The 20703-nt window shown below is 58.7% G+C and carries 18 protein-coding genes; 14 read left to right on the forward strand and 4 right to left on the reverse strand.

What is annotated here, in order from left to right:
- The 3 genes from IH881_12470 to IH881_12480 all read left to right on the forward strand — a co-directional run.
- Nucleotides 1-225 (forward strand): IS3 family transposase (locus tag IH881_12470; protein ID MCH7868500.1); only part of this gene is annotated, 225 nt, incomplete at its 5' end.
- Nucleotides 226-459: 234 nt separating this feature from the next.
- Nucleotides 460-2007, forward strand: coding sequence for a long-chain-fatty-acid--CoA ligase (locus tag IH881_12475; protein ID MCH7868501.1), 1548 nt, complete (start codon nucleotides 460-462; stop codon nucleotides 2005-2007).
- Between the two features lie 38 nt (nucleotides 2008-2045).
- The gene (locus IH881_12480; GenBank protein MCH7868502.1) at nucleotides 2046-2900 is read left to right on the forward strand and encodes a TauD/TfdA family dioxygenase; all 855 of its coding nucleotides are present in this window, start codon (nucleotides 2046-2048) and stop codon (nucleotides 2898-2900) included.
- A 21-nt stretch (nucleotides 2901-2921) separates the two neighbouring features.
- Here the strand turns inward: IH881_12480 and IH881_12485 are convergent, their stop codons facing one another.
- Complete coding sequence (locus IH881_12485; protein MCH7868503.1) at nucleotides 2922-4184, reverse strand: Glu/Leu/Phe/Val dehydrogenase; 1263 nt, start codon at nucleotides 4182-4184, stop codon at nucleotides 2922-2924.
- A 378-nt stretch (nucleotides 4185-4562) separates the two neighbouring features.
- On the opposite strand from IH881_12485, the gene IH881_12490 reads away from it, so the two are divergent.
- From IH881_12490 to IH881_12505, 4 genes are all read left to right on the forward strand, one after another.
- Nucleotides 4563-5057, forward strand: a complete 495-nt coding sequence (locus IH881_12490; GenBank protein MCH7868504.1) for an SGNH/GDSL hydrolase family protein — start codon at nucleotides 4563-4565, stop codon at nucleotides 5055-5057.
- 12 nt (nucleotides 5058-5069) lie between these two features.
- The gene (locus IH881_12495; GenBank protein MCH7868505.1) at nucleotides 5070-6524 is read left to right on the forward strand and encodes an amidohydrolase family protein; all 1455 of its coding nucleotides are present in this window, start codon (nucleotides 5070-5072) and stop codon (nucleotides 6522-6524) included.
- Between the two features lie 92 nt (nucleotides 6525-6616).
- Nucleotides 6617-6865, forward strand: a complete 249-nt coding sequence (locus IH881_12500; protein ID MCH7868506.1) for a CDGSH iron-sulfur domain-containing protein — start codon at nucleotides 6617-6619, stop codon at nucleotides 6863-6865.
- 79 nt (nucleotides 6866-6944) lie between these two features.
- A complete protein-coding gene (locus IH881_12505; protein ID MCH7868507.1) occupies nucleotides 6945-7451 on the forward strand; it encodes a YIP1 family protein in 507 nt (168 codons plus the stop codon).
- 267 nt (nucleotides 7452-7718) lie between these two features.
- Here the strand turns inward: IH881_12505 and IH881_12510 are convergent, their stop codons facing one another.
- The gene (locus tag IH881_12510; GenBank protein ID MCH7868508.1) at nucleotides 7719-8951 is read right to left on the reverse strand and encodes a CoA transferase; all 1233 of its coding nucleotides are present in this window, start codon (nucleotides 8949-8951) and stop codon (nucleotides 7719-7721) included.
- A gap of 716 nt (nucleotides 8952-9667) precedes the next feature.
- On the opposite strand from IH881_12510, the gene IH881_12515 reads away from it, so the two are divergent.
- The 4 genes from IH881_12515 to IH881_12530 all read left to right on the forward strand — a co-directional run bounded on the left by IH881_12515 (nucleotide 9668) and on the right by IH881_12530 (nucleotide 15885).
- On the forward strand, nucleotides 9668-11026 hold the full coding sequence (locus IH881_12515; GenBank protein MCH7868509.1) for a glycosyltransferase family 4 protein: 1359 nt from the start codon (nucleotides 9668-9670) through the stop codon (nucleotides 11024-11026).
- A 59-nt stretch (nucleotides 11027-11085) separates the two neighbouring features.
- Nucleotides 11086-15252, forward strand: coding sequence for a phosphodiester glycosidase family protein (locus tag IH881_12520; protein ID MCH7868510.1), 4167 nt, complete (start codon nucleotides 11086-11088; stop codon nucleotides 15250-15252).
- Nucleotides 15253-15300: 48 nt separating this feature from the next.
- Nucleotides 15301-15543 (forward strand): hypothetical protein, encoded by a 243-nt coding sequence (locus tag IH881_12525; protein ID MCH7868511.1) that lies wholly within the window; start codon nucleotides 15301-15303, stop codon nucleotides 15541-15543.
- Between the two features lie 165 nt (nucleotides 15544-15708).
- Complete coding sequence (locus tag IH881_12530) at nucleotides 15709-15885, forward strand: hypothetical protein (GenBank protein ID MCH7868512.1); 177 nt, start codon at nucleotides 15709-15711, stop codon at nucleotides 15883-15885.
- Between the two features lie 37 nt (nucleotides 15886-15922).
- Here the strand turns inward: IH881_12530 and IH881_12535 are convergent, their stop codons facing one another.
- Both IH881_12535 and IH881_12540 read right to left on the reverse strand, forming a co-directional pair.
- Complete coding sequence (locus tag IH881_12535; protein ID MCH7868513.1) at nucleotides 15923-16981, reverse strand: dihydrodipicolinate reductase; 1059 nt, start codon at nucleotides 16979-16981, stop codon at nucleotides 15923-15925.
- 87 nt (nucleotides 16982-17068) lie between these two features.
- On the reverse strand, nucleotides 17069-17878 hold the full coding sequence (locus IH881_12540) for an SDR family oxidoreductase (GenBank protein MCH7868514.1): 810 nt from the start codon (nucleotides 17876-17878) through the stop codon (nucleotides 17069-17071).
- Nucleotides 17879-17974: 96 nt separating this feature from the next.
- On the opposite strand from IH881_12540, the gene IH881_12545 reads away from it, so the two are divergent.
- The 3 genes from IH881_12545 (at nucleotide 17975) to IH881_12555 (ending at nucleotide 20702) form a co-directional block, all read left to right on the forward strand.
- Nucleotides 17975-18574 carry a hypothetical protein gene (locus IH881_12545; protein ID MCH7868515.1) on the forward strand — a complete coding sequence of 200 codons (600 nt, stop codon included), beginning with the start codon at nucleotides 17975-17977 and terminating at the stop codon, nucleotides 18572-18574.
- A 105-nt stretch (nucleotides 18575-18679) separates the two neighbouring features.
- Nucleotides 18680-19924 carry a sulfatase gene (locus IH881_12550; GenBank protein MCH7868516.1) on the forward strand — a complete coding sequence of 415 codons (1245 nt, stop codon included), beginning with the start codon at nucleotides 18680-18682 and terminating at the stop codon, nucleotides 19922-19924.
- 82 nt (nucleotides 19925-20006) lie between these two features.
- On the forward strand, nucleotides 20007-20702 hold the full coding sequence (locus IH881_12555; protein ID MCH7868517.1) for a PEP-CTERM sorting domain-containing protein: 696 nt from the start codon (nucleotides 20007-20009) through the stop codon (nucleotides 20700-20702).
- The last annotated feature ends 1 nt before the right edge of the window (nucleotide 20703 follow it).

Here is a 20703-nt window from a genome sequence, read left to right on the forward strand (position 1 = left end):
GTGGTGAAGCTAGAGAACTACTACTTCCCGTGGGAGCTGGAGGCAGCGCTGCGGGACTTCGTGGCTTACTACAACAACGAGCGCTACCACGAAGCTCTCGATAATGTGACGCCGGCAGATGCGTACTTCGGCCGGCGATACGCGATCCTCTCGAAGCGCGGGAGGATCAAACGACGTACGATGCAAGAGCGAAGGCGGCTGTACCGAGCTGGGAAGGCAGCCTAGGCAGAAACCGAAAACCGTCTCTTAGCTGAGGCCATCTGCAATCCGAAATAGTCTGACGACATACATTCACCGCCGCCAGTGTGGTCATTCAGGGCCCCCAATGTCAAGTCGAGAATCGATTGGAGGCCGAGGGTTTGCGCGGGAATAAACTGATTGGACTAAGATACGAAGGGGTACGGCGGACTGGGGCAGGTCACGCTATCGCCAGGGAGTCAAACCTCGGGAGTATTTGAGATGAACGTAAACATCGGACAGTTCGTCGCCAAGCGTGCCGCGCTTCGGCCCGACCAGGAAGCCATCTTCGACGTCGCAAAGGGAGTGCGACTGACCTACCGCGAGCTCGACCAGCGCTGCAACCGGCTGGGGAATGGCCTGGTGGGGGCTGGTCTCGCGAGCGGCGACCGGGTCGCGACCCTGCTGATGAACGGTTCCGAGTTCGTCGAGGTCTTCTTTGGCGCCGCGAAGGTGGGAGGCGTGATCGTCGCCTTGAACTGGCGGTTGGTCGCCGACGAGCTCTCCTTCATCCTGACCGACTCGGGTGCCGAGACCCTGATCTTCGGTACGGCCTTCGCCGACGTGGTGGCAGAACTGCAGTCCCGCGGCGAGGAGGGAACCCAGGTCAAGAGTTGGATACACGTCGGCGACGCCGCCGATCGCCCGGACTTTGCATTCGGCTACGAAGACTTGCTGTCGGGAGCGACGGCCGACGAGCCCGGGATCGGCGCAAGCGACGATGACTTACTCTTCATCTTGTATACGTCGGGCACGACCGGTTTGCCCAAGGGCGTGATGCATAGCCACACCACGACCATGTGGGCGTCGTTGACCGCCCTGGTGACCGCGGACGTCCAGTGGGACGATCGCTATCTCATCTGTCTGCCCCTGTTTCACGTGGGTGCCCTCAACCCACTGCTCACGGTGATCCACCGAGGGGGCGCGGTCACGATCATGGCCGAGTTCGATCCCGTGCGGATCTGGGAGATCTACGGCGAGGAGAAAATCACCGTGACCCTCGCGGTGCCCGCGATGCTCAACTTCATGTTGAGCACTTACGACGCAGGGGCACACGATATCTCGAACTTGCGCTGGATCATGAGTGGCGCGGCTCCCGTCCCCGTAAGCTTGATCGAGAAGTACTCGGCGATGGGGATCGAGATCCACCAGGTGTACGGACTGACCGAATCCGGCGGGCCGGCGTGCTTGATCTCTCCCGACGAGGCCATCAAGCGCGCGGGTTCAACGGGCAAGGCGTTCTTCCACACCGATATCAAAGTAATCGATCCGGACGGCGGCGAAGTCACGGCAAACGAAACCGGCGAAGTCATCATCCGGGCACCCCATTTGATGCTCGGCTACTGGAACCGTCCCGATGCCACCGCGGAAACGATCATCGACGGCTGGCTCCACACCGGCGATATCGCGAGGATTGACGAAGACGGCTTCATCTATATCAAGGACCGCATCAAGGACATGATCATTTCGGGGGGCGAGAACGTCTACCCGGCCGATATCGAAAACGTGCTCGCATCCATGGAGGGTGTGAAGGAGGTGGCGGTCATCGGGATGCCTTCGGCCAAATGGGGAGAGTCGCCGCTTGCGATCGTCGTCAAGGAAGACGATTCGCTCACTGCCGAAGAGGTTCTCGCCTTTTGTAAAGGAAAGCTGGCGCCCTTCAAGTTGCCCAAGGCCGTGGAGTTCATCGAAGTGCTCCCCCGCAATCCAACCGGGAAGATCCTCAAACGCGTTCTCCGGGATCAGTTTCTGGGCGCGGCACCGTCCTAGCGTAATCGCCCTATTCGCATCAAAGGTCAATCTTCTCCATGCCTGATCCCTCGATTCACGTCATGCCGATCACCGGGTCCATCGGCGCAGAGATCGAAGGTGTCGATATTTCCAAACCCCTCTCTGACGCATCGTTTGAATCGATTCAGATGGCCCTCGACGAACATCTGGTGATCTTCTTTCGAGATCAACCCATGACGCCCGATCAACAGAGCCAGTTCACCCGCCTCTTTGGCGAACCCCATCCGACACCCTTCATCAAGACAATGAAAGACCATCCCGAGGTCATCGAAGTCATCAAGGAGGCCGATGAGGCGAGCAGATTCGTATTTGGCGGTGGTTGGCACTCCGACTTCAGCTTTCTCGAGCGCCCACCCTATGTAACCTGCCTCCACGCCAAGGAGACGCCGGAGTTTGGAGGCGACACCCTGTGGGCCAATATGATCCTCGCCTATGAAACCCTGCCTCCGGAAATGAGAGAAAAGCTCAGCACGATGGTGGCTCTTCATTCGGGGGAGCGAGCCTACTCGCCCCGAATGCAGGACCTGCAAAATCTGCTCGAAAACATGCAGGTCGAGACCACGGACGAAGCACTGGTCCGGAGACAGCATCCTCTGGTCCGAACTCACCCGAGGACCGGCAAGAAGGGCCTCTTCATCAATTCTGTCTACACAGTCGGTATCAAGGACATGCCGGAAGACGAAGCGACTGAACTGCTTGCTGGTCTCAACCGCCATGCCCTACAAGAAGTCCTGACCTGTCGCTTCCGATGGAGAAAAAACTCTTTGGCCCTCTGGGACAACCGCTTCACGCAACACTATGCCCTCAATGACTACCCAGGAAAACGCCGCCAGATGCACCGAACCACTTGTACGGGCGAAGTTCCCAGATAGCCCAAGCGCCCAGCCGCTTTACTACGGAAATATCTGCCGCTGGCGATACGCGCCCTGCATCCGCTGAAGTGCGACACCATAGGCTGCGGTGCGCGTAGAGCATTTGAATTCAGAGGCAAAGGCCGACACGTTGCCAAACGCGTGCTGGATCGTTTTCGCGAGTTTGGCGTCCACCTCTTCGAGTTCCCAATGCTCGCTCTTCTTGTTCTGAACCCATTCGAAATAAGACACAATCACACCGCCTGAGTTGCAGAGAAGGTCGGGGATGATATCCACACCACGATTGATGAGTGCCTTTTCTGCATCGGGCCTCATGGGGCCATTGGCCGCCTCGGCGATTACCTTCACATCGATGCTATCCACATTGTCCACTGTGATCTGGTCCTCTAGTGCAGCGGGAACCAGAATATCGGCCTTGATCTTGAAGAGTTGATCCAGAGCAATGGTCTCGACACCGGAGAAATCAGCGAGATCCTTCTTCTGATCCGCCCATCGCTTGACCCCCTCCGCATCGATCCCGTCGGCACTGTAGATCGCCGTTCGGCTATTGCAGATCGCAAGCAGGCGGGCGCCGAGTTTGGCGAGAAGCACCGCGGTCCAACTCCCCGCGTTTCCAATCCCCTGCACGACGAAGGTCGATTGGCTGAGATCGATGCCCCGCTGCTTCGCCCACTCTTGAATGCAGTACACGGTGCCTTGCCCCGTCGCCTTGTCGCGGCCCTCGGAACCACCACATTCTAGGGTCTTGCCCGTCACGACATGTCTCATGCTGGAGCGCGCATGGGCCGAGGTGCTGTTGAGATAGGTATCCATCATCCACACCATCGTCTGGCCATCGGTTCCCATATCCGGCGCGGGGATGTCGTATTCGGGCCCGATGTTGTCGCCCAACGCATGGGTGAATCGACGGGTGAGGCGCATTTTTTCGTCGACGCTCAGCGCCTTGGGATCGCATTGCACGCCACCCTTCGCGCCGCCAAGCGGGATGCCCGCCAATGAACATTTGAACGTCATCCACATCGCAAGGGCCTTCACCTCGTCAATATGAACGTTCGGATGGAAGCGCATCCCTCCTTTATAGGGGCCGAGGATATTATTGTGTTGAACGCGATAACCCTTGAAGAGTCGAAATTCACCATTATCCATTTTTACCGGAAAGTGGACCATCAACTCGTTCTTGGGCTCACTTAGAATCGTCGAGATGGAAGAATCCAGCTCGATGAGATCCGCCGCCGCCCGCCACTGTTCCTGCGCCATTTCAAATAGATTGAATTTGTTTTCCATCGCCGAATTTAATCACAGATGGAAGGATTTGTCCCGGACCGGGACAATTGCGTAGTAGTTGGTGAACGACTGCCGGTAGGGACCTATGGAGAGAGCTACCTGCTGGGCCCCGATAATTTTGTGCACTAATTTACTGAAGCGATGACCCACATAAGAACAATCTCCCAAACTCTCGTTCTAGCGCTAATCGCCATCATTGCGACACCGATCGGCGATTCTGCAGGTGCCGACAATTCTGATTTACCGCGTTACCTGTTCATCGGCGATTCGATTTCGCGAAGCTACAACCGTGGATTGCGAGCGGCGCTCGAGGGCAAGTTCGACGTGCATCATCCGCCAACCAATTGCGGGTCTTCGGCCAGGGGGCGCGCGAATATTATGAGCTGGTTGGGAGCGTATGGCGAGAAGGGGCGTCAATGGGATGTGATTTCCTTCAACCATGGGCATTGGGATTCGGACATCACCAAAAGTGAGTACCAGGAGAACTTGGAAGCCATTATCGTGGAGCTGAAAAAGACGGGCGCGAAGTTGATTTGGGTCACGACATGCCCCGTCCCGAATGGACTGGGCGAGGCCAAAGAGCTAACTGAAGAGGGTCGGGCGCCGGGGCGTAGAACAGGTGTGATGGAAAAATTCCTCAATCTCTGGGCGGCCGAGGTAATGGCTCGGCATCCGGAGATTTCCATCTGCGACCAATGGCAGTTCGTGAAGAACAATGAAGGCGGCCTCTATACCCAATGGTGGGCGGGCAGGGACGTGCATTTCACGGGGGAACCCGCAGACGCTCTTGGTCGGTTCCTGGCGGAGCACGCGCTGATGGTCGCTGGGGACTCAAAGACTCGAGCCAAGGTTCAGCCGAAGGCCAAGCGGTAGGTGAGGTTCGCCATGAAGTTTCAGTTCATCATGTTTACGGCTTGCGTGTCGATGCTGCTTGCCGCTACTTCGGATGCGCAGGGGGCCGAGCCCTCTGCCGAAGTGGTGGTGCTGCGGGGTGGATGGCTCTTTGACGGGATCGCGGATGCGCGCATACGCAATACCGGGATCGTGATTCGTGACGGAAAATTTTCCGAGGTTGGCGCCGATTTGAAGGGGCGCAAATTCCCCAAGGCGCGGGTGATCGACCTGGACGACGACGCAACCATCTTGCCCGGGATGTTCGACTTACACGCCCACTATAACCTGGACCTGGTTGACGCCGGCCGCGCAGAAGAGATGCGCAACAATGCGATGTTGTTTCTCGCCAATGGCGTGACTGCGACCTGGTCCGCGGGCGAATTCTATCCCGAGCGTGTAATCGCAGCCCGCAGTCGCATCGATCGTGGCGAAGAGGTCGGTACACGGATTTTCAATTCGGGCCCCTATTTCGGTGCCTTTCGTTGCGAGTATCAGATCGAGACCGCGGCGGATGATTGTAAAGCTTGGCCCAATGACATCACCGAAGCGGAGATTCGCCGGGAGGTGGACTATTGGGCCAAACGGGGGGTCACGAGTATCAAGATCAAGCAGTCGACTCCGGAGGAGACGCGCATCCTGATCGACCAAGCGCACAAAAATGGCATGACGGCCACGGGCCACTTGGCAAATTACAAAGACGTCTACGACGTCCACGCCCGAGACGCGATCGCGATGAAGATCGACCGCCTCGAGCACTGGATCACGCTGGAAGAAGGGGGCGAAGAGAAGTCCGAACTGTCGGAAATGATTGCCCTCTTTTTAGACCACGGGGTCTACTTCGACGCCAATTTGCAGATGTACGGCGAAGGAAAACTTCGCAACGATCCCGCTCTCGACATGGTATGGACGGATGAGGGGCGCTTCTTCACCCCGTATACCCGCAAACTCTTGAAAAAACGCGTCGCCGCCGACCCCAGTTTTGAAACGGGTCAGTCTTCGGATTTTCCGCAACGTGTCGTCGAATTCAAAGCCTTCTACGACGCCGGCGGCGGCCCGCTCATGCTGGTGGGAACCGATGAGCCGGTCTACAACCTATTGCTCCCGGCGTTTGCCTATCACCGGGAACTTTTGGCGATGGTCTGGGCCGGCATGCCTCCGGTCGCAGTCCTGAAAGCTGCGACGATCAATGGAGCCCGGGCTCTCGGCGTGGACGACCGGCTCGGCTCCATCGAGGTCGGCAAGCTTGCGGATCTATTTGTCGCAAACGGCAATCCATTGGCAGAGATCACGGCGGCGCGAGACATCCATCTGGTCATCAAGGACGGCGTCGTTTATCGCCCCGAGGATCTCTTCGCTGCTGCGGAAAATCAGATCGGACCCTCGGGCCCGGATGACCACGAAGCATGGACGCTCCGTGTTACGCCACTCGTGCGCATTAAGTTCTAGCGTGGTCCAAGTCGTCGCTGTACTGTTTGCCAACAACCTTTGAAGGCTCGGGGGGTTCGACCGATCGAACCACAAAATAGGAGCTAACAAATATGAAGACTCCCGTGATTGCTCAAAGAGCGCCAATCTCAATCGATGTTGAAGCGGGTAAGGTTTACTTCTGGTGCGCGTGTGGAAGAAGCCAGAAACAGCCATTCTGCGACGGCTCTCACAAGGGCACGGAATTTACGCCGATCAAATACGAGGCAGAGGAGGCGACAGCAGTCTTTTTCTGCTGCTGTAAGCATTCGAAGAGCGCACCAATCTGCGATGGATCTCACAAGACATTGGAGGGGCGATAACGATATCGCTCGATCGTCCGGTCGTTACTATTCACACCCGTTGTAAGGAGAGAGAGCTGTGCCCAGTATTCAAGATCGTATGATCCGCGCCGCCAAGCTGGATGCCCAGCTCTACGAGGAGGTGGAGGCGGATCAAGGGGCCATGGGGCAGGCGAGGGCCGTCGTGATCCTCTCGGCCGTGGCGGCGGGAATTGGCAATTTTTCGCAGGGGGGCATCGGCGGGATCGTGGTGCTCAGCGTTGCGGCGCTCGTCAGCTGGTATATCTGGGCTTTCCTTACCTACATGATCGGAACGCGACTCCTGCCCGAGCCAGGCACTCGCGCCGACCTGGGGGAACTGCTGCGGACCCTCGGCTTTGCGAGTGCGCCGGGTCTGATTCGGGTGCTCGGGATCGTGCCTGGTTTCACCCAGATCGTGTTCACAGTGGCGAGTATTTGGATGCTGATCGCGATGGTGATCGCGGTGCGGCAGGCCCTGGACTACGAAAGCACCCCCCGCGCGGTCGGCGTTTGCGTGATCGGCTGGATCGTGCAGGCGATCCTGCTCGTGCTCGTGTTCTCGATGATAGGGGGTGCGCCTGCCTAGTGGAAGTCATGCCTGGTTCAGCTAAGCCCGGCGACCTGGACCCGTCGGTGCGAGAGCTACACTAACGGGATGGCGACGGACTTAGACAGTGCTGGCGTGTACTTCTTGAGCGTCGAGGAGTTTGAGTGGCGGCCGGAGCACGACAACCCAGACGAACCTGCCGGAAAGAAAAAGAAGAGTCGGACCGCCGAAAGTGGACATGGCAGCAATACTACGGATGGGCAGCATGGTCCGATCGAACCGGCGGCAGGATTCTCGAGGTAGCCGTCATATGACACCTTTGGTACGCAGCCCATCGATTTCCGCCTGGGTGTAACCGTGCACTTCACGCAGGATCTCGTCGGTATGCTGGCCGAGGCTCGGTGGCGCCTGGGTGTGGCTGAGAGGGGTTTTTGAATACTTGATCGGCGAGGCGACGCCGGGGGTCGTGCCTGTCACATCGTCTTCGATTTCGATTTGCATGCCTCGGCTCCGGATCTGGGGGTCGTCGAAAACAGCACCCATCGAATTGATTGGCCCGCAAGGAACGCCCACGGCTTCCAAATCACCAATCCACTGAAGCGAAGACCTGTCACAAAAAATCGTCTGCAAGACGGGGAGCAGTTCCTCGCGATTCTTGACCCTCAACGAATTGGTTACATAGCGCTCGTCCGTCGCCAACTCTGGTTGCCCCGCCACTTCGCAGAAGCGGGCGAACTGGGCATCGTTTCCCACGGCGAGTATGACAAAGCCATCGCTCGTCGCGAAGGCGTGGTAGGGAACGATGTTCGGATGTGCATTGCCAAGTCGCCCGGGCGGCGTGCCCGTGGCGAGATAATTCGAAGCTTGGTTGGCCATCACCGCCAGCTGCACGTCGAGAAGCGCAAGGTCGATGTATTGCCCTTCGCCCTTGAGTTCGACGTGGGCGAGGGCGCCTTGAATTGCGATGACCGCATAGAGACCTGTGAAGAGATCCGCTACCGCGAGTCCGACTTTCATGGGCTCGCCCCCGGGTTCGTCGTCGGGCTGGCCCGTTACGCTCATGAGGCCTCCCATTCCCTGGATCAAGAAGTCGTATCCCGGGCGGTTGTGGTACGGGCCCGTTTGTCCAAAACCCGTGATGGAGCAATAGACGAGCCTGTGGTTCAACTTCTTGAGGGATTCGTAGTCGAGCCCGTAGCGCTCGAGCCCCCCCGGCTTGAAATTTTCGATCAGCACGTCGCTCGATTGGGCGAGTTGGTTCACGATCTCCTGGCCCTCGGGCTTTGTGAAGTCCACGGTGATGGAGCGTTTGCCACGATTTGTACACAGGAAGTAGGCGGCGTCTGTGGTACCCGCCCCATCGCCTTGCTCACCTCTTTTGACGAAGGGCGGCCCCCAGCTGCGGGTATCGTCGCCGACTCCCGGTCGCTCGACCTTGATCACGGAAGCGCCCAGGTCCGCGAGGGTCTGCGAGGCCCACGGCCCAGCGAGGATGCGACTCAGCTCGAGCACTCGGATGTGACCAAGAGGCCCTGCCATGGACTGGTTTCCTCGTCTGGACTGATGTGGAATCGCGTGGGCTGATCGAGATCGACTTCATTCGTCGCAATCGAATCAGCACAATAACCATGTCGGCTCGGATTGGCGATGGCCAACGGATTGGTCCACGAGCCAGCGTGCTATTTGCGCGCCGGTGGCTTGTTTTGCAAAATTGCGGCTTGAATTGCCTATTCTCCATGGATCCATCGTTGGAGGTTGGCGTGAGCCGGAGAGCAGGCAATCTTACACTCGTTTGTCGACTCGTATGCAGCGCTCTCGTTGCCGGGGCTTTGGTTTACTGGAACGGTGTGGCTGACGGCGACGTGTACCACTTTCTCGGCTTGGTTTTGCTTGCCCCGATTGCTGGGGTCGTCCTCATTGCAAATTCCCTGTTCTGCCTCGTTCGCTATCACGGCTGGAGGTCGGCCTCGGTTGCGCTCATCTTCATTCCTGTTGGCGCCGTGGGAATCCTTCTGGCGGTGCATTTTCTACCGCAGTTCAGGATGTGAGCGCGAATCCTGAGGCCAATGAGCGCGGTCTCGTTTCCCGACTTCCTGGGAACCCAATTTGGGGAAGCCGCCCTGTAAGTCACGCTCTGGGCGGCTGAATTTGATGGCGGCTCGGAACGGTCGAGTCCCCCTGGAAGCGACCCCCAGAAAAAATATCGATCAGCCCCACGGGGGATCAAGCCATTGGCGCAAATTTGCGACACACTCATGGAAATTCCCCCCCCAGCCGATCTCTATCCAATGCTCGAGGCCACGAAGGTGGCCCATCACGAGCAAGGCCGGGACATAGTGAATATCGGAATGATCATTGGTCGGATCGGTGACGTTGATGGGGTCGCGCTCGAAGCCGAAAAATGGATACAGGTGCTCGAGCGGCTGGGGCACCAGGTCTTCATCCTGTCTGGGCGTTTCAAGGGCCACCCGGTCCCACTCGAACGCGAGACCCACCTCCCGATCCTGTCGTTCTTCTCGCCCGAATGCGAGTGGGAACAGAACCGCGCGTTCTTCTTCCCCCCCGACGATCCCGATGAACTCCTCACTACGGTAGAGAGCAACGGCCATAACATCGCGACGGAGATCTTTGCCTGGGCACTGCGCAACAAGATCGACGTACTACTTTCCGAAAACGCGTCGGCGCTTCCCTGCCACCTCTCGATGGGACTCGGGATCAAGCTTGCGGTCGACTCCATGGACATCCCGGTGGTGACCCACGATCACGACTACGCGTGGGAGCGCGGCTCCCGATACGATTCGCCGTTCCAAGAGATTACAAGTCTGGTCCACGACACCTTTCCGCTGCGTTCGGATCCCCAGATCCGCCACGCAGTAATCAACTCCGCGGCCCAGCAGGAACTCAAGCAACGCTTCGACATCAATGCCCACGTGGTTCCGAACGTAATGGATTTCAAGCGACCATTTGGGGTAACGGACGAATACAACCGCGATCTCCTCAAAGAGATCGGCTTCGACCACAACGACATTCCGGTCTTCCAGATCACGCGAATCGTCGAGCGGAAGGGAATTGAGGTCGCGATTGATCTGATCGGGCAACTCGACGACCCGCGCATCAAGCTCGTCATCACGGGCAGCGCTGCGGACGACGAACGCAAGGGATACTTCAAGCGCCTTGTCGACCAGATCGCCCAACAGGGACTCGGCGATCGCGTTCGTTTCGCTTATCACCGTATTTTGTCCGACCGCGACCGTCTTCCCGACGGCCGCAAGATCTACTCCCTTTCCGACGCGTACGCGAGCAGCCTTGCGTGCACCTACTTCAGTACCTACGAGGGGTTCGGCAACGCATTTATCGAGACGATCCTCGCGAAGCGTCCTGTTTTTGTGAACAACTACAAGCCGGTCTTTTGGCCGGACATTGGGAGCAAGGGGTTCAAGTGCGTGATGCTCGAGAACAACCAGCTCACCGACGAGGTGCTCGAAGAAGTCGATGAAATTCTCCACAACCCCGAGTTGCGCAAGGAGATCACCGAGCATAACTTCCGACTTGGTCGCGAGCATTTTTCCTACGAGGTACTCCAGGACAAGCTCGAGGAGCTGTTCTCATTCTGAAATAGCGCAATTTTGCCCGCGTCCGGTGATCCGCAACAGCGTGAGTCTTAGGGGGCGAATTGGGCCAGCAGCGACACCCGCGCAGCGATGAGATGCTCGACTCGCTGCGCGAAGAAAATGTCACGACCTGGTTCGACCTGTGTCTATTTCTGGATCGCCTGCGAGAGAACCGACCGAGTCCCGCGTGCCAGCCCAGCGCGGATCTGCCTGCCTTCGAGCGAAACGTCGCGACCGGTATTGCCTTCATTACATTCGATATCGGGATCGACGGCGTCTCGATGGAGATTGCGAAGTACGCAGAAGCGCTGCGGCTGTTTCTCGGAAATCCCAGGATTCACTACATCGCAGGTCACTTCGAAGAGTTTTCGGACCACGTCATCAACCCCGAAGATACCTGGCACATCCTTCCAATCATTCAGGGATTCAATGATTGGCCGAGTTATCGCCACTTCTTCTCGCAAAAACTTGACCGAGGCGGGCCGCTCTACAACGAGTTGATCGGAAGGATCTGGTCCGAGGTGTTGAGCATCTGTGAGCAGCTGGGTGCGATCATCGAAGAACATGACATCCGCCTCCTCTATCTGGTGAACACGAATTCCAACCCCGGAAACGTCAGCCTTGGCCTGGCGACGGTCCTCGTCTCTGAATACCTGGGGATTCCCGTCGTCAATAATTGTCACGACTTCTACTGGGAGGACGGTGAAAGCGCGGTTGCGCGCGAAGTCGCAGGGACCTCCCGCGGCCCACGCGATCACTTTTTCACCAACTCACATGTGGGGGAGTTTTTCTCGGTGATCGAGATGCTCTACCCGTGGGAGTCGCGCAGCTGGGTATCGGCGTGCATCAACGCGACCCAGGTCGACGTACTGTGCAAACGCTTTGGTCACAATCCCGCGAACCTCGTTGAGATCGGAACCGCAATCGACACCCAGCACTTTAGAATACTCGACCGGCGCCGCACCAAGGATGCGTGGAAGCAGGTCGCGGATATCCTGAGTGACGGTCGCGTAAGGCTTCCCGCCCATGCGGTTGCCGATGTCATCAAAGAGGGACGGCTTGCGGCGGATATTCGCCGTCCGATGCTGATTGCCGGGACCAAGCAAGCGAACGTAGACTTTGCAAACGCGAACACAGTTCTCCTTCAACCCACCCGTATCATCTCACGCAAACGGATCGAGGTGAGCCTCAAGCTCATCGAAAAGCTATTCGGAATCTCACGCTTCCTGAACGCCTTTCTCGATCATCCCGAGAAGAAGCTCACACTCCTGGTCAGTGGCCCCGTGGCTCAGGGCCAAGATGCCTATCTGGAACGATTAGTCGGCGAGTTCTCGAAGTTCGTTGTTCGGCTTCCGAAGGCGGTACAAGGCCGGGTCTATCTCGCTTTCCTCTTCAGTGAATTCGATCATGCGGAATTTCGCGCCCAACAATCGGATCCGATTGAGATGCCTGAGCTCTACAACATCTCCTCCCTTGTCGTGTTGCCGAGCAAGACCGAAGGACGAGGCTTGCCCATCATCGAGTCCGCGGCGTGTGGTGTTCCGATTCTGACCCATCACTACGAACCCGCCGAGGTCTTCGCAGCGGTGATCGGTGAAACCCTTGCTCGCGAGGATCGCCTCGACGTCATCATCTTTCGAGGTACCAAGTTCAAGGACGCCATGGTCGAGAGGCTCTGTGAGCAATTGTTATCTCCCGATCGTCCAGAGGATATGCGCAGTCACAATCGTCGGGTCGTCGAGCGCCGATTCAGTCTCGCCGCTCTGACTCTGGATTTTGGACAGATACTTGAAAAGCTCCACCTTCAAATTCAGAAACCCAAGCGCTGGATGAAGTGTGCGGGCAATGCGATGGAGCGGTTCGCCGAGCGAGTCGCCGTGAAAAGTCCAGAACTCGACGCCTTGCTCGAGACTCGGCAACGCACGTATCTGCCCGGCTTCGGTCGCATGGGCCTCATGCTGATGCTGAAGTCGCTGATCGACCCCAGCTATTTCCGAATCGAGGAACAGCGCATGCGCGGAATGGCTTTCGAGTTTGCGAAGAGGCTGATGCGCGAGACGCCTGGGGCAGACGACCTGGACCTCGGGGATTGTGCGGACTTCTACAACGCCATAGACAGTCTCTTCTGGGTTCAAGCTGGCGAGATTCCGATTCAGGTCGATCACTCCCTTGCGTACCGACACCGGAGTCGCCGTCATCATCCCTATCGCGAGCTGACCCCCCAGGAACTTACTGGTGTCATTATCTCGATCCACCGGGAGGCGTTCGGTCCGATTCCATCGGTCGAGGTTGCGTACGATACTTCGCACCAAGTAGCGGATTGGCCCGCAATGGTGGCGCGGTGCTTCGGCGGCGGGATTCCCGAAATCGACGACCGGGACTTTCTCAACGAGCGCCTCCGCGAGGACGTTCCGGTTGCAATCTTCCCCGGAGCATTGACGGAGCACGAACTCGAGGTCTTTGTGCTCCAGACGGCGCGCATGCGGCTAGGCCTTGGAACCCATGACGAACTTCCGGCGGAGTTTCTCGCTCGAATCAGGCGCCTTGCACCGATCACGATAATCGAAAGACGGGACCCACTGCCTGGGGGGGTCAGCGCCGAGACGCTCGAGAAGTATTTGGTGGAGCGGGCGGACTGGGAACTCAAGCTGCTCTACGACACTGGAGTCTGTCGCGTCATCGCCAGCGAGCAGATGTCCGTAGGAATCGACTTCCGTCAACTCGGTGACGAAGCAACTCGGGTACTCGATGAGATTCGCGCAGCGGGAGGCTTCATCGTCGCGCTCTGTCCAGAGGCGGCGATGACCACCGATGCCGCAACACTGGACCGTTTTCACATCGGTTGCGCCACAGATCCGACGACGGCGAACATTCTCGGCATCGCGCTGGGCGCGGGCTATGTACAATGGTCACCTGCGGGTGTCCGTTCTACGCTCGCGTATCCGACACCAGTGCAGACCGCAAAGAGTCTCAGCGAAACGCTACACACCGGGCGATATGCGCGACTACGCAAGCGCCTTGGTGACTCCGCGCTGCGAAAGGCACTCTGCGAGGACGCGATCACTTGCGGTTCGCGGGTTGAAGACCTCATCGAACGTCTCGCGACCGTGAAGGGTTCTCAACCGGGGCGGGTGGAAGCCCATGCACTGAACGGCGTGTACAGCGATGGCTGTCCGTGGTCGGGCGTGATCGCGCGAGTCCCGCCCTCTCGCAGGGCGCTCCAGTACGAGATTCTCTCTTCCAACAAGGGCAACCAGACCGTGCCCGAATTCGTGCGTCGCTTTGATAAGTCTGCTGACCGCCGCGCACAAATCGCGTGGAATGGCGGCTACATCCTGAACGCAGAGCTGGTGGGAAAGCTCGGTCTCCCCGAGAGTTACATCGGCTCTCCCCTGGGATTGATCATTTCGCAGCAGCGGCTGCTGAGTCCACCGCTGTTCGAAAAGCCTGCGTTTCTGGTCGGAGAAGATCGAACACTCTCGATTCGTCGCGTGAGTTGCAAACAAGGGCTGACCCTGCGAGCCGGACGAACCACCATCGAACTCGGCCCAGAAACTCGCAATCTCGCCAAGCCCGGATCTGATCCGTGCTTCTACGACCTCTTCTACGATGCACCGACACTGCCCGGAGACGGCCGATCGCTCGTACGACTGGTAGGCAATCGAATCATGGAAATCGTGAATACGAAGTCGGGTGAACATCCGCCAGTGCTCCCGGTTGGCCTGGTGGTTTCGTTCTCGGCAAAGAGTGTTCCGAACAGCTGGAAGGTTGGACGGGCTCTCGCAATCGAGATCGTTGGACTCACGGGCATCGGGAATGCGGTGGAGGCTGGACCCCTGCTGCTCGCCGAGGGCAAGATCGCGGTCGACATGGAACGGGAGGGATGGAAGACGCGAACCTCCATTCAGTCCCAAGCCGCTCGCATCGACTACCTCGACATGCGCGGGCCAAAAATTGCGATCGGGCTCGACGACCAGGGCACTCTGGTTGTTCTTGCGGTGAACGGCCGCATTCGCGAGTCAGTCGGTGCGACCCACATCGAAATGGCGGAGATCCTGCTCGAGCAGGGCATGCGGAGCGCGATGGGATTTGATCCCGGTGGCAGCGCGACGCTTGTCGTCAACGGAGAGACCCTGAATATTTCGCCCTACAATCGCGACTACGAGCGGAACGTTTATTCCCTCTCACCGGAGCCCCGCAGCGTGGCGAACGCCGTGGTGGGCTATTGATGAGACCACAGCAAGTGGACCGCAAGAAGGATTGCAAAGGAGATTCCCGTGGCGAGGCTTGAAGGCGTTGGCGATTCAGAAGCTGGCCTGGTTACCCGCCAGGTCTTCAGGGGTGCGGCGAAAAAGTTGGGCGTCGTACCCGATCCGCTGCGCCTCATGGCCCACTCAAAGCCGGTCATGTTTGCAGACATCCTGTTTGAACTCGCTTGGGCCAAGGCCAAGAACCTCGACCCGGTGCTCAGAGATCTGTGCCAACTCAAGGTTGCATCGATGGTGGGATGTTTGTTCTGACTGGACATCGGCTCTGCCGTCGGCAGAGAAGACGGAGTCAGCGAAAGGCAGATTGCCGAGCTGGCGAGTTATCGGGAAAGTGATGCGTTTGACGAACTACAGACACTGGTACTCGACTACGCGGTTGCCTTGACCCAAACCCCGGCGGTTGCAACGGACGAGCTGGTGGCTTCGTTGCGAATGAGCCTCGACGAAGTGGAACTGGTCGAACTCACCACCGGTATCGCCTGGGAAAACTTCCGCGCACGCTTCAACCGCGGGTTCGATGTCGCGGCACAGGGCTTTTCAGACGGAGCGTTCTGCCCAATTCCGGAGCGTGCTGGAGCCGCGCCGACGACTTGACCGATGTCGCCAGCGCAGAGTGGTCTGACAGGTGCGCTCATCGCCGGTGCTCCGGTGCTGCGCGACCCGCGACCAACGGCAGATCGAGATAAGTCTTGATCCCAGGGTCTGCCTGACAAACATATGGGATTGCGCTCACGACGTGGATCGCAGTGGCGACGATACCGGGATTGCGCTTCAGCCCCGCCTCGACTGACTCGGGATGCCAACCGTGAAAGGTGACCTTGGAAGTGGGATCCCCGGTGACCTCAACTTCAAAACGCTCGCCCTCGGGTCCAAAGGTCCAGGCCGGGTCAAGGCCTTCTTCGCCCATGAACCAGTTGGTGATGACCGAGATCACGACTTTGCCGCGCACGCTGGCCTCCCAGGTAAATCGTTGGGCCGCGACCAGGCCGGGCTCGATGATGCCGATCGGTGAATCGATCGGCACCGTGGCGACCGCGACCTCGTGGTTCGTGCGCTTTTGTTCATCGAGGTCGAAGCCCAATGCGTCCGCGATCATGTCGACGGATTCCAGAAAGCCGCCTCCCAACACGTCGAGCATCGGGCTCTTGGCTGCATCTTCCGGGGTCTTTCCAAAGCCCATGATCTCACCGACGACAAAAGGAGCATCGTAGCTTCGAATGTCGGAGAACTCTTCGGCGCGAATGTGGGTGATGTTGCGCGACAGTGCCGAAACCATGAGCGGAAAGCGCTCGGTGATACCGCCGGGGTGAATGCCGGTTCCATGGAGTGTTGCGCCGCCGGCGATGCAAGCGGCCTGAAGGTCAGCAACGTCTCGCTTGCCCGGATAGAAGTAACCAAGCGGGGTGACGACATTCTTGCCCGATTCGAGAATGCGAATGATCTCTTTTCGATTCGCCACAATCGGGCAGTACATGACGCAGTCCGCGTCGAGGGCCAGAAGCGCGTCTGCGTCATGGGTGGCGGTAATGCCGATGGGATCCATGTTGCAGAGTTCGCCAACGTCTTTGCCGACCTTGTCGTCGCTGTGTACCCAACAACCCACGAGTTCGAGTTCGGGGTGAGAGCGAATGCCTTCTATCGAGGCACGTCCCACTCCGCCGGTTGCCCACTGAATGACGCGATAGCCCATGCTGTTTCTCCCTCCATGCAATCATCGTAAGAATTCTTGGAGACACCGAGATTGGTCGACTCTGTTGAATCTGCGTGCGAATCGCGCCTAGAGATCGACCGGCGGCATCTCGACCTGGATCTGGGTGAGTCCACCGTTGACCCCGTAGATTTCGCCGGTGACATAGCTGGCCGCGGGTGAGGCCAGGAACAAGGCACAAGCAGCGATGTCCTCTACCTGTCCCAGACGCGCCATCGGCGTCTTGGCGAGCATCTGCTTCTCGAGGTCGTCGGTCATGAATCCTGCCAACGCCTCGGTGAGGATCGCGCCTACTGCGATTCCGTTCACCCGAATCTTCGGCGCGAAATCTTGCGCGAGGTTGCGGGTCAAGAAGGTGAGGGCTGCCTTGGCGGTCCCATAGGCGGCGAAGCCCCTGGCGTTGAAGCGTCCCGCTACCGACGAGATGTTGACAATCGCACCGCTGCCCGCTGTCTTCGCCATCAGGGGTACGGCCAGTCGGGTCATTGCAAGAGTAGTCGTGACGTTGAAGCGGAAGCAGGCGTCAAACTCGTCCTCGCTGGTATCGAGGGTGGGCTTGGGAGGCCAGCCCCCGGCGTTGTTCACGAGAATGTCGAGGCGACCGAATTCATCGATGGTGCGGTTCACGAGGTGTGCGCGCTGCGCCGGGTCGAGTACATCGCATTCAACCACCAATGCCCGTTGCCCCCGGGCGCGAATCTTCTCCGCGGTCTCTTCGAGTTGAGAGACCGTTCGGGCGGAAACCACGACGTCACAACCGGCATCCGCAAAGGCAATTGCCGTGCCGGCACCGATGCCGCGGCCAGAGCCCGTAACGATGGCGACTTTGTCGTCGAGTCGAAAGCGATCCAAAATACTGGGTTCTGAATTACTGGTCATGGGGGGTCCCTTGGGTTGTCGAAGCGCGCGATTCCGGTGCGCGCAGTCCAGTCCGAAATAGCTGGGTACGGAGCATTATTGATGGCACTAGAATAGGTGAGACCCGACCTGATATCGGCCCGCACGAGCATTCCCTACTCTTCCGCCATGGCGAATTGGTTCATCGGCTTGCCGATCCCCTCCGACCACTGGTTCCAGACCCTTCCCGATCCCCCTGCCTGCGTGCGGCCCTTCGCCGCCGAGGACCTTCACGCAACCGTTGCGTTCTTGGGACGCGTGGAGGCCGAGCAAGCGAGAGCCGCCTTCGAGCTGGCGCAGAACTGGCCCACCGGCCCCATCCCCGCCACCCTGGGAGATGTCCGGCCCATGGGCAACCCCCGCCGCGCCTCCGCTCTCAGCGCCATGATCCAGGCCGAACCCGGGCTGCTCGAAGACGCCATCGCCAGCGTGCGTGACGCCATGCTGGCGGCCGCCGGGGCGCCTCCGGACCAACGACCACCCCTGGCTCACGTCACCCTGGCGCGCATCGGCCGCAAGGCATCGAAGCAGGAACGCAAAAATGCGATCAGCTGGGCGGAGGGGCTGGACCTCGGACGCCCGGTGGTGAGAATCAATCGACTGGCCCTGTACACGTGGGCCCAGGATCGCAAGCACCAGTTGTTCGAGATCGTGGAGAGTATTGGGCTGGGGGAATGATGATTCACACGAAATTCGCGATCCGAATCTCTCGGTCGAGGTCCGTGGGATTCCTCTCATCGTCGGGATCGGATCGCCGGAGACGCTCACCTGTTGTACTGCTGCTTGGGGGTTGTTCTGGCGATCGGGGCCTGTCAGAGAAGCGGCCCCGAGCCGCCCGAGCGCATCATCCTGATCGTCATCGACACGCTGCGGCCGGACTTCCTCACCCCCTACGGAAGTGAGGTCCTGACCCCGACGATCGGACGCTTGGCTGCGGAGGGACAAGTCTTTCGCAACGCGGTCGCCTCCTACCATCAAACGACGATGTCGATGGCCGCGCTCTTCACCGGCCGAACACCGAGTCTCGAGAGCGGATCGCGAGAGAGGAGCCTCCCATGGAATGGGAATTCCTTCTGCGGAATGGCGCGATTTGCAAAGCCTCCTCACGACACGGCTTGTGTGCCCAGCGCGTTGGAAACCCTGGCCGAGAAGCTGCAGGCTGCTGGATACTGGACCATCGGTGTCGTCTCGAACCGCTTGCTCTTCGCACCTTATGGTTTCGAGCAGGGCTTCGATCAATGGGTCGAAGTGAGTGGGAACCAGCCGGTCGAAACCGAGGCCGCGAAACGCACCGGCGCTGGCACCCGACCCGCCGATTTCGTAAACCGCGCAGCCCTGAAAGCGCTGACCCGTCGCGAGCGGGACAAGTTCTTTCTATACCTGCATTACGTCGACGTACACGACTGGCAGCAGGGTGCGAAGGGCCAGCGACGTGACTACGGTCGGTCGGTGGAAGCCCTCGACCGGTCGCTCGGGAAATTGCTCGCAGAGCTCGAGCGACAGGGGCTGCTCGAGGACGCGACCATCATCTTCACATCGGATCACGGCGAGGCACTTGGCGAGAAACACGCATTGCCCGGCCGGCCAGCCCACATGGGCAATCCATCCTTCGAATCGGTGTTGCGCGTTCCGCTGATCATTTCGCCAGCACATTTCGATGACAGCGACCGTCTCGTACGTTCTGAGGATCTGCTGAGCTTGGTGATGGAAATGATCGGGGTCCCGCACGAGGCCGCGTCTGAGCTTCGCGACCAGGAGCTGCTCGTCACCGAGGCCCACTATCAGACCTATCGCTACGGGCACTGGAAGAGCGTATGGCCACGCGGGTCGGAAACGCTCCATCTGTTCGATCTGGAGAGCGATCCGCAGGAGTTGCAAGACGTGGCCGCGGAGCATCCGAAGGTGGTTCAGGAGCATCGCGATCGCATTACCGAGCTGAGCGAGACGCTTGCTACCCGTCGCCAACTCGCTCCGCAAATGAGCGAGGAGGATCGGCGGCGCCTGCGCGCACTCGGCTACCTCGATTGATCGCGTATCCCCCTTGGGAGATAAGAAACTCGACACAAATCGGCTCAGATCACCACTCTTCTATGTGAATCATTTGACTCGAGTGGCTCTGATCGGTTTTGTGGTGATGCTGTCGATCGCTCCCTCGCTCGCTTTTTCGGCGACCATTCAGCATTCCGCGACATTTGCGGCGTATCAGCCGAGCATGTTCCGAACCGATTCATATTCCGATTGTATCTTTGACCCCGGTAGTTCATCGCACGGCCAATGCTACACAGACGAAACTTGGTTTGGCATATCTGAAGTGCCGCAATTCGACAGCGAGCTCGGTAAATTGACGAGCGTATCGGTGGAAGCGATTTTTTTTGCCGATGTGACTGCGGGGACAGATGGGCGGGAGGGTTACATACCCAACAAAACATATCTCTATTTGGATATGGACTTCGCGATCTACAATGGCCCGAGCATATACAGCAGTCGTTACACCGTGAACGATTCCCAAGATGAGTGCGATCCCACTTGCAGCTTGAATTGGATGTTGAATAACACCATCGAAACGATCTTCACCGACGACGCCTACCTGTTCATTGGCACGGGAACTCTTGAAGTCAACTTCCAGGCACGTGTTGACATCCGAGGGATCCTTGCGCTGTTCTATCAAGAGCCCCGTTTAGAGGGAACTCTCGTCACGACCTACACCTATACTCCAGTGCCAGAACCAGGAACGGGCGCCATGCTAGGCGCCGGCATGCTAGTGCTGAGTCTGGGGCGGCGGATCACACACAAGCGAACTGACTGAG

Source organism: Myxococcales bacterium (assembly GCA_022563535.1).
Classification (GTDB): domain Bacteria; phylum Myxococcota_A; class UBA9160; order UBA9160; family UBA4427; genus DUBZ01.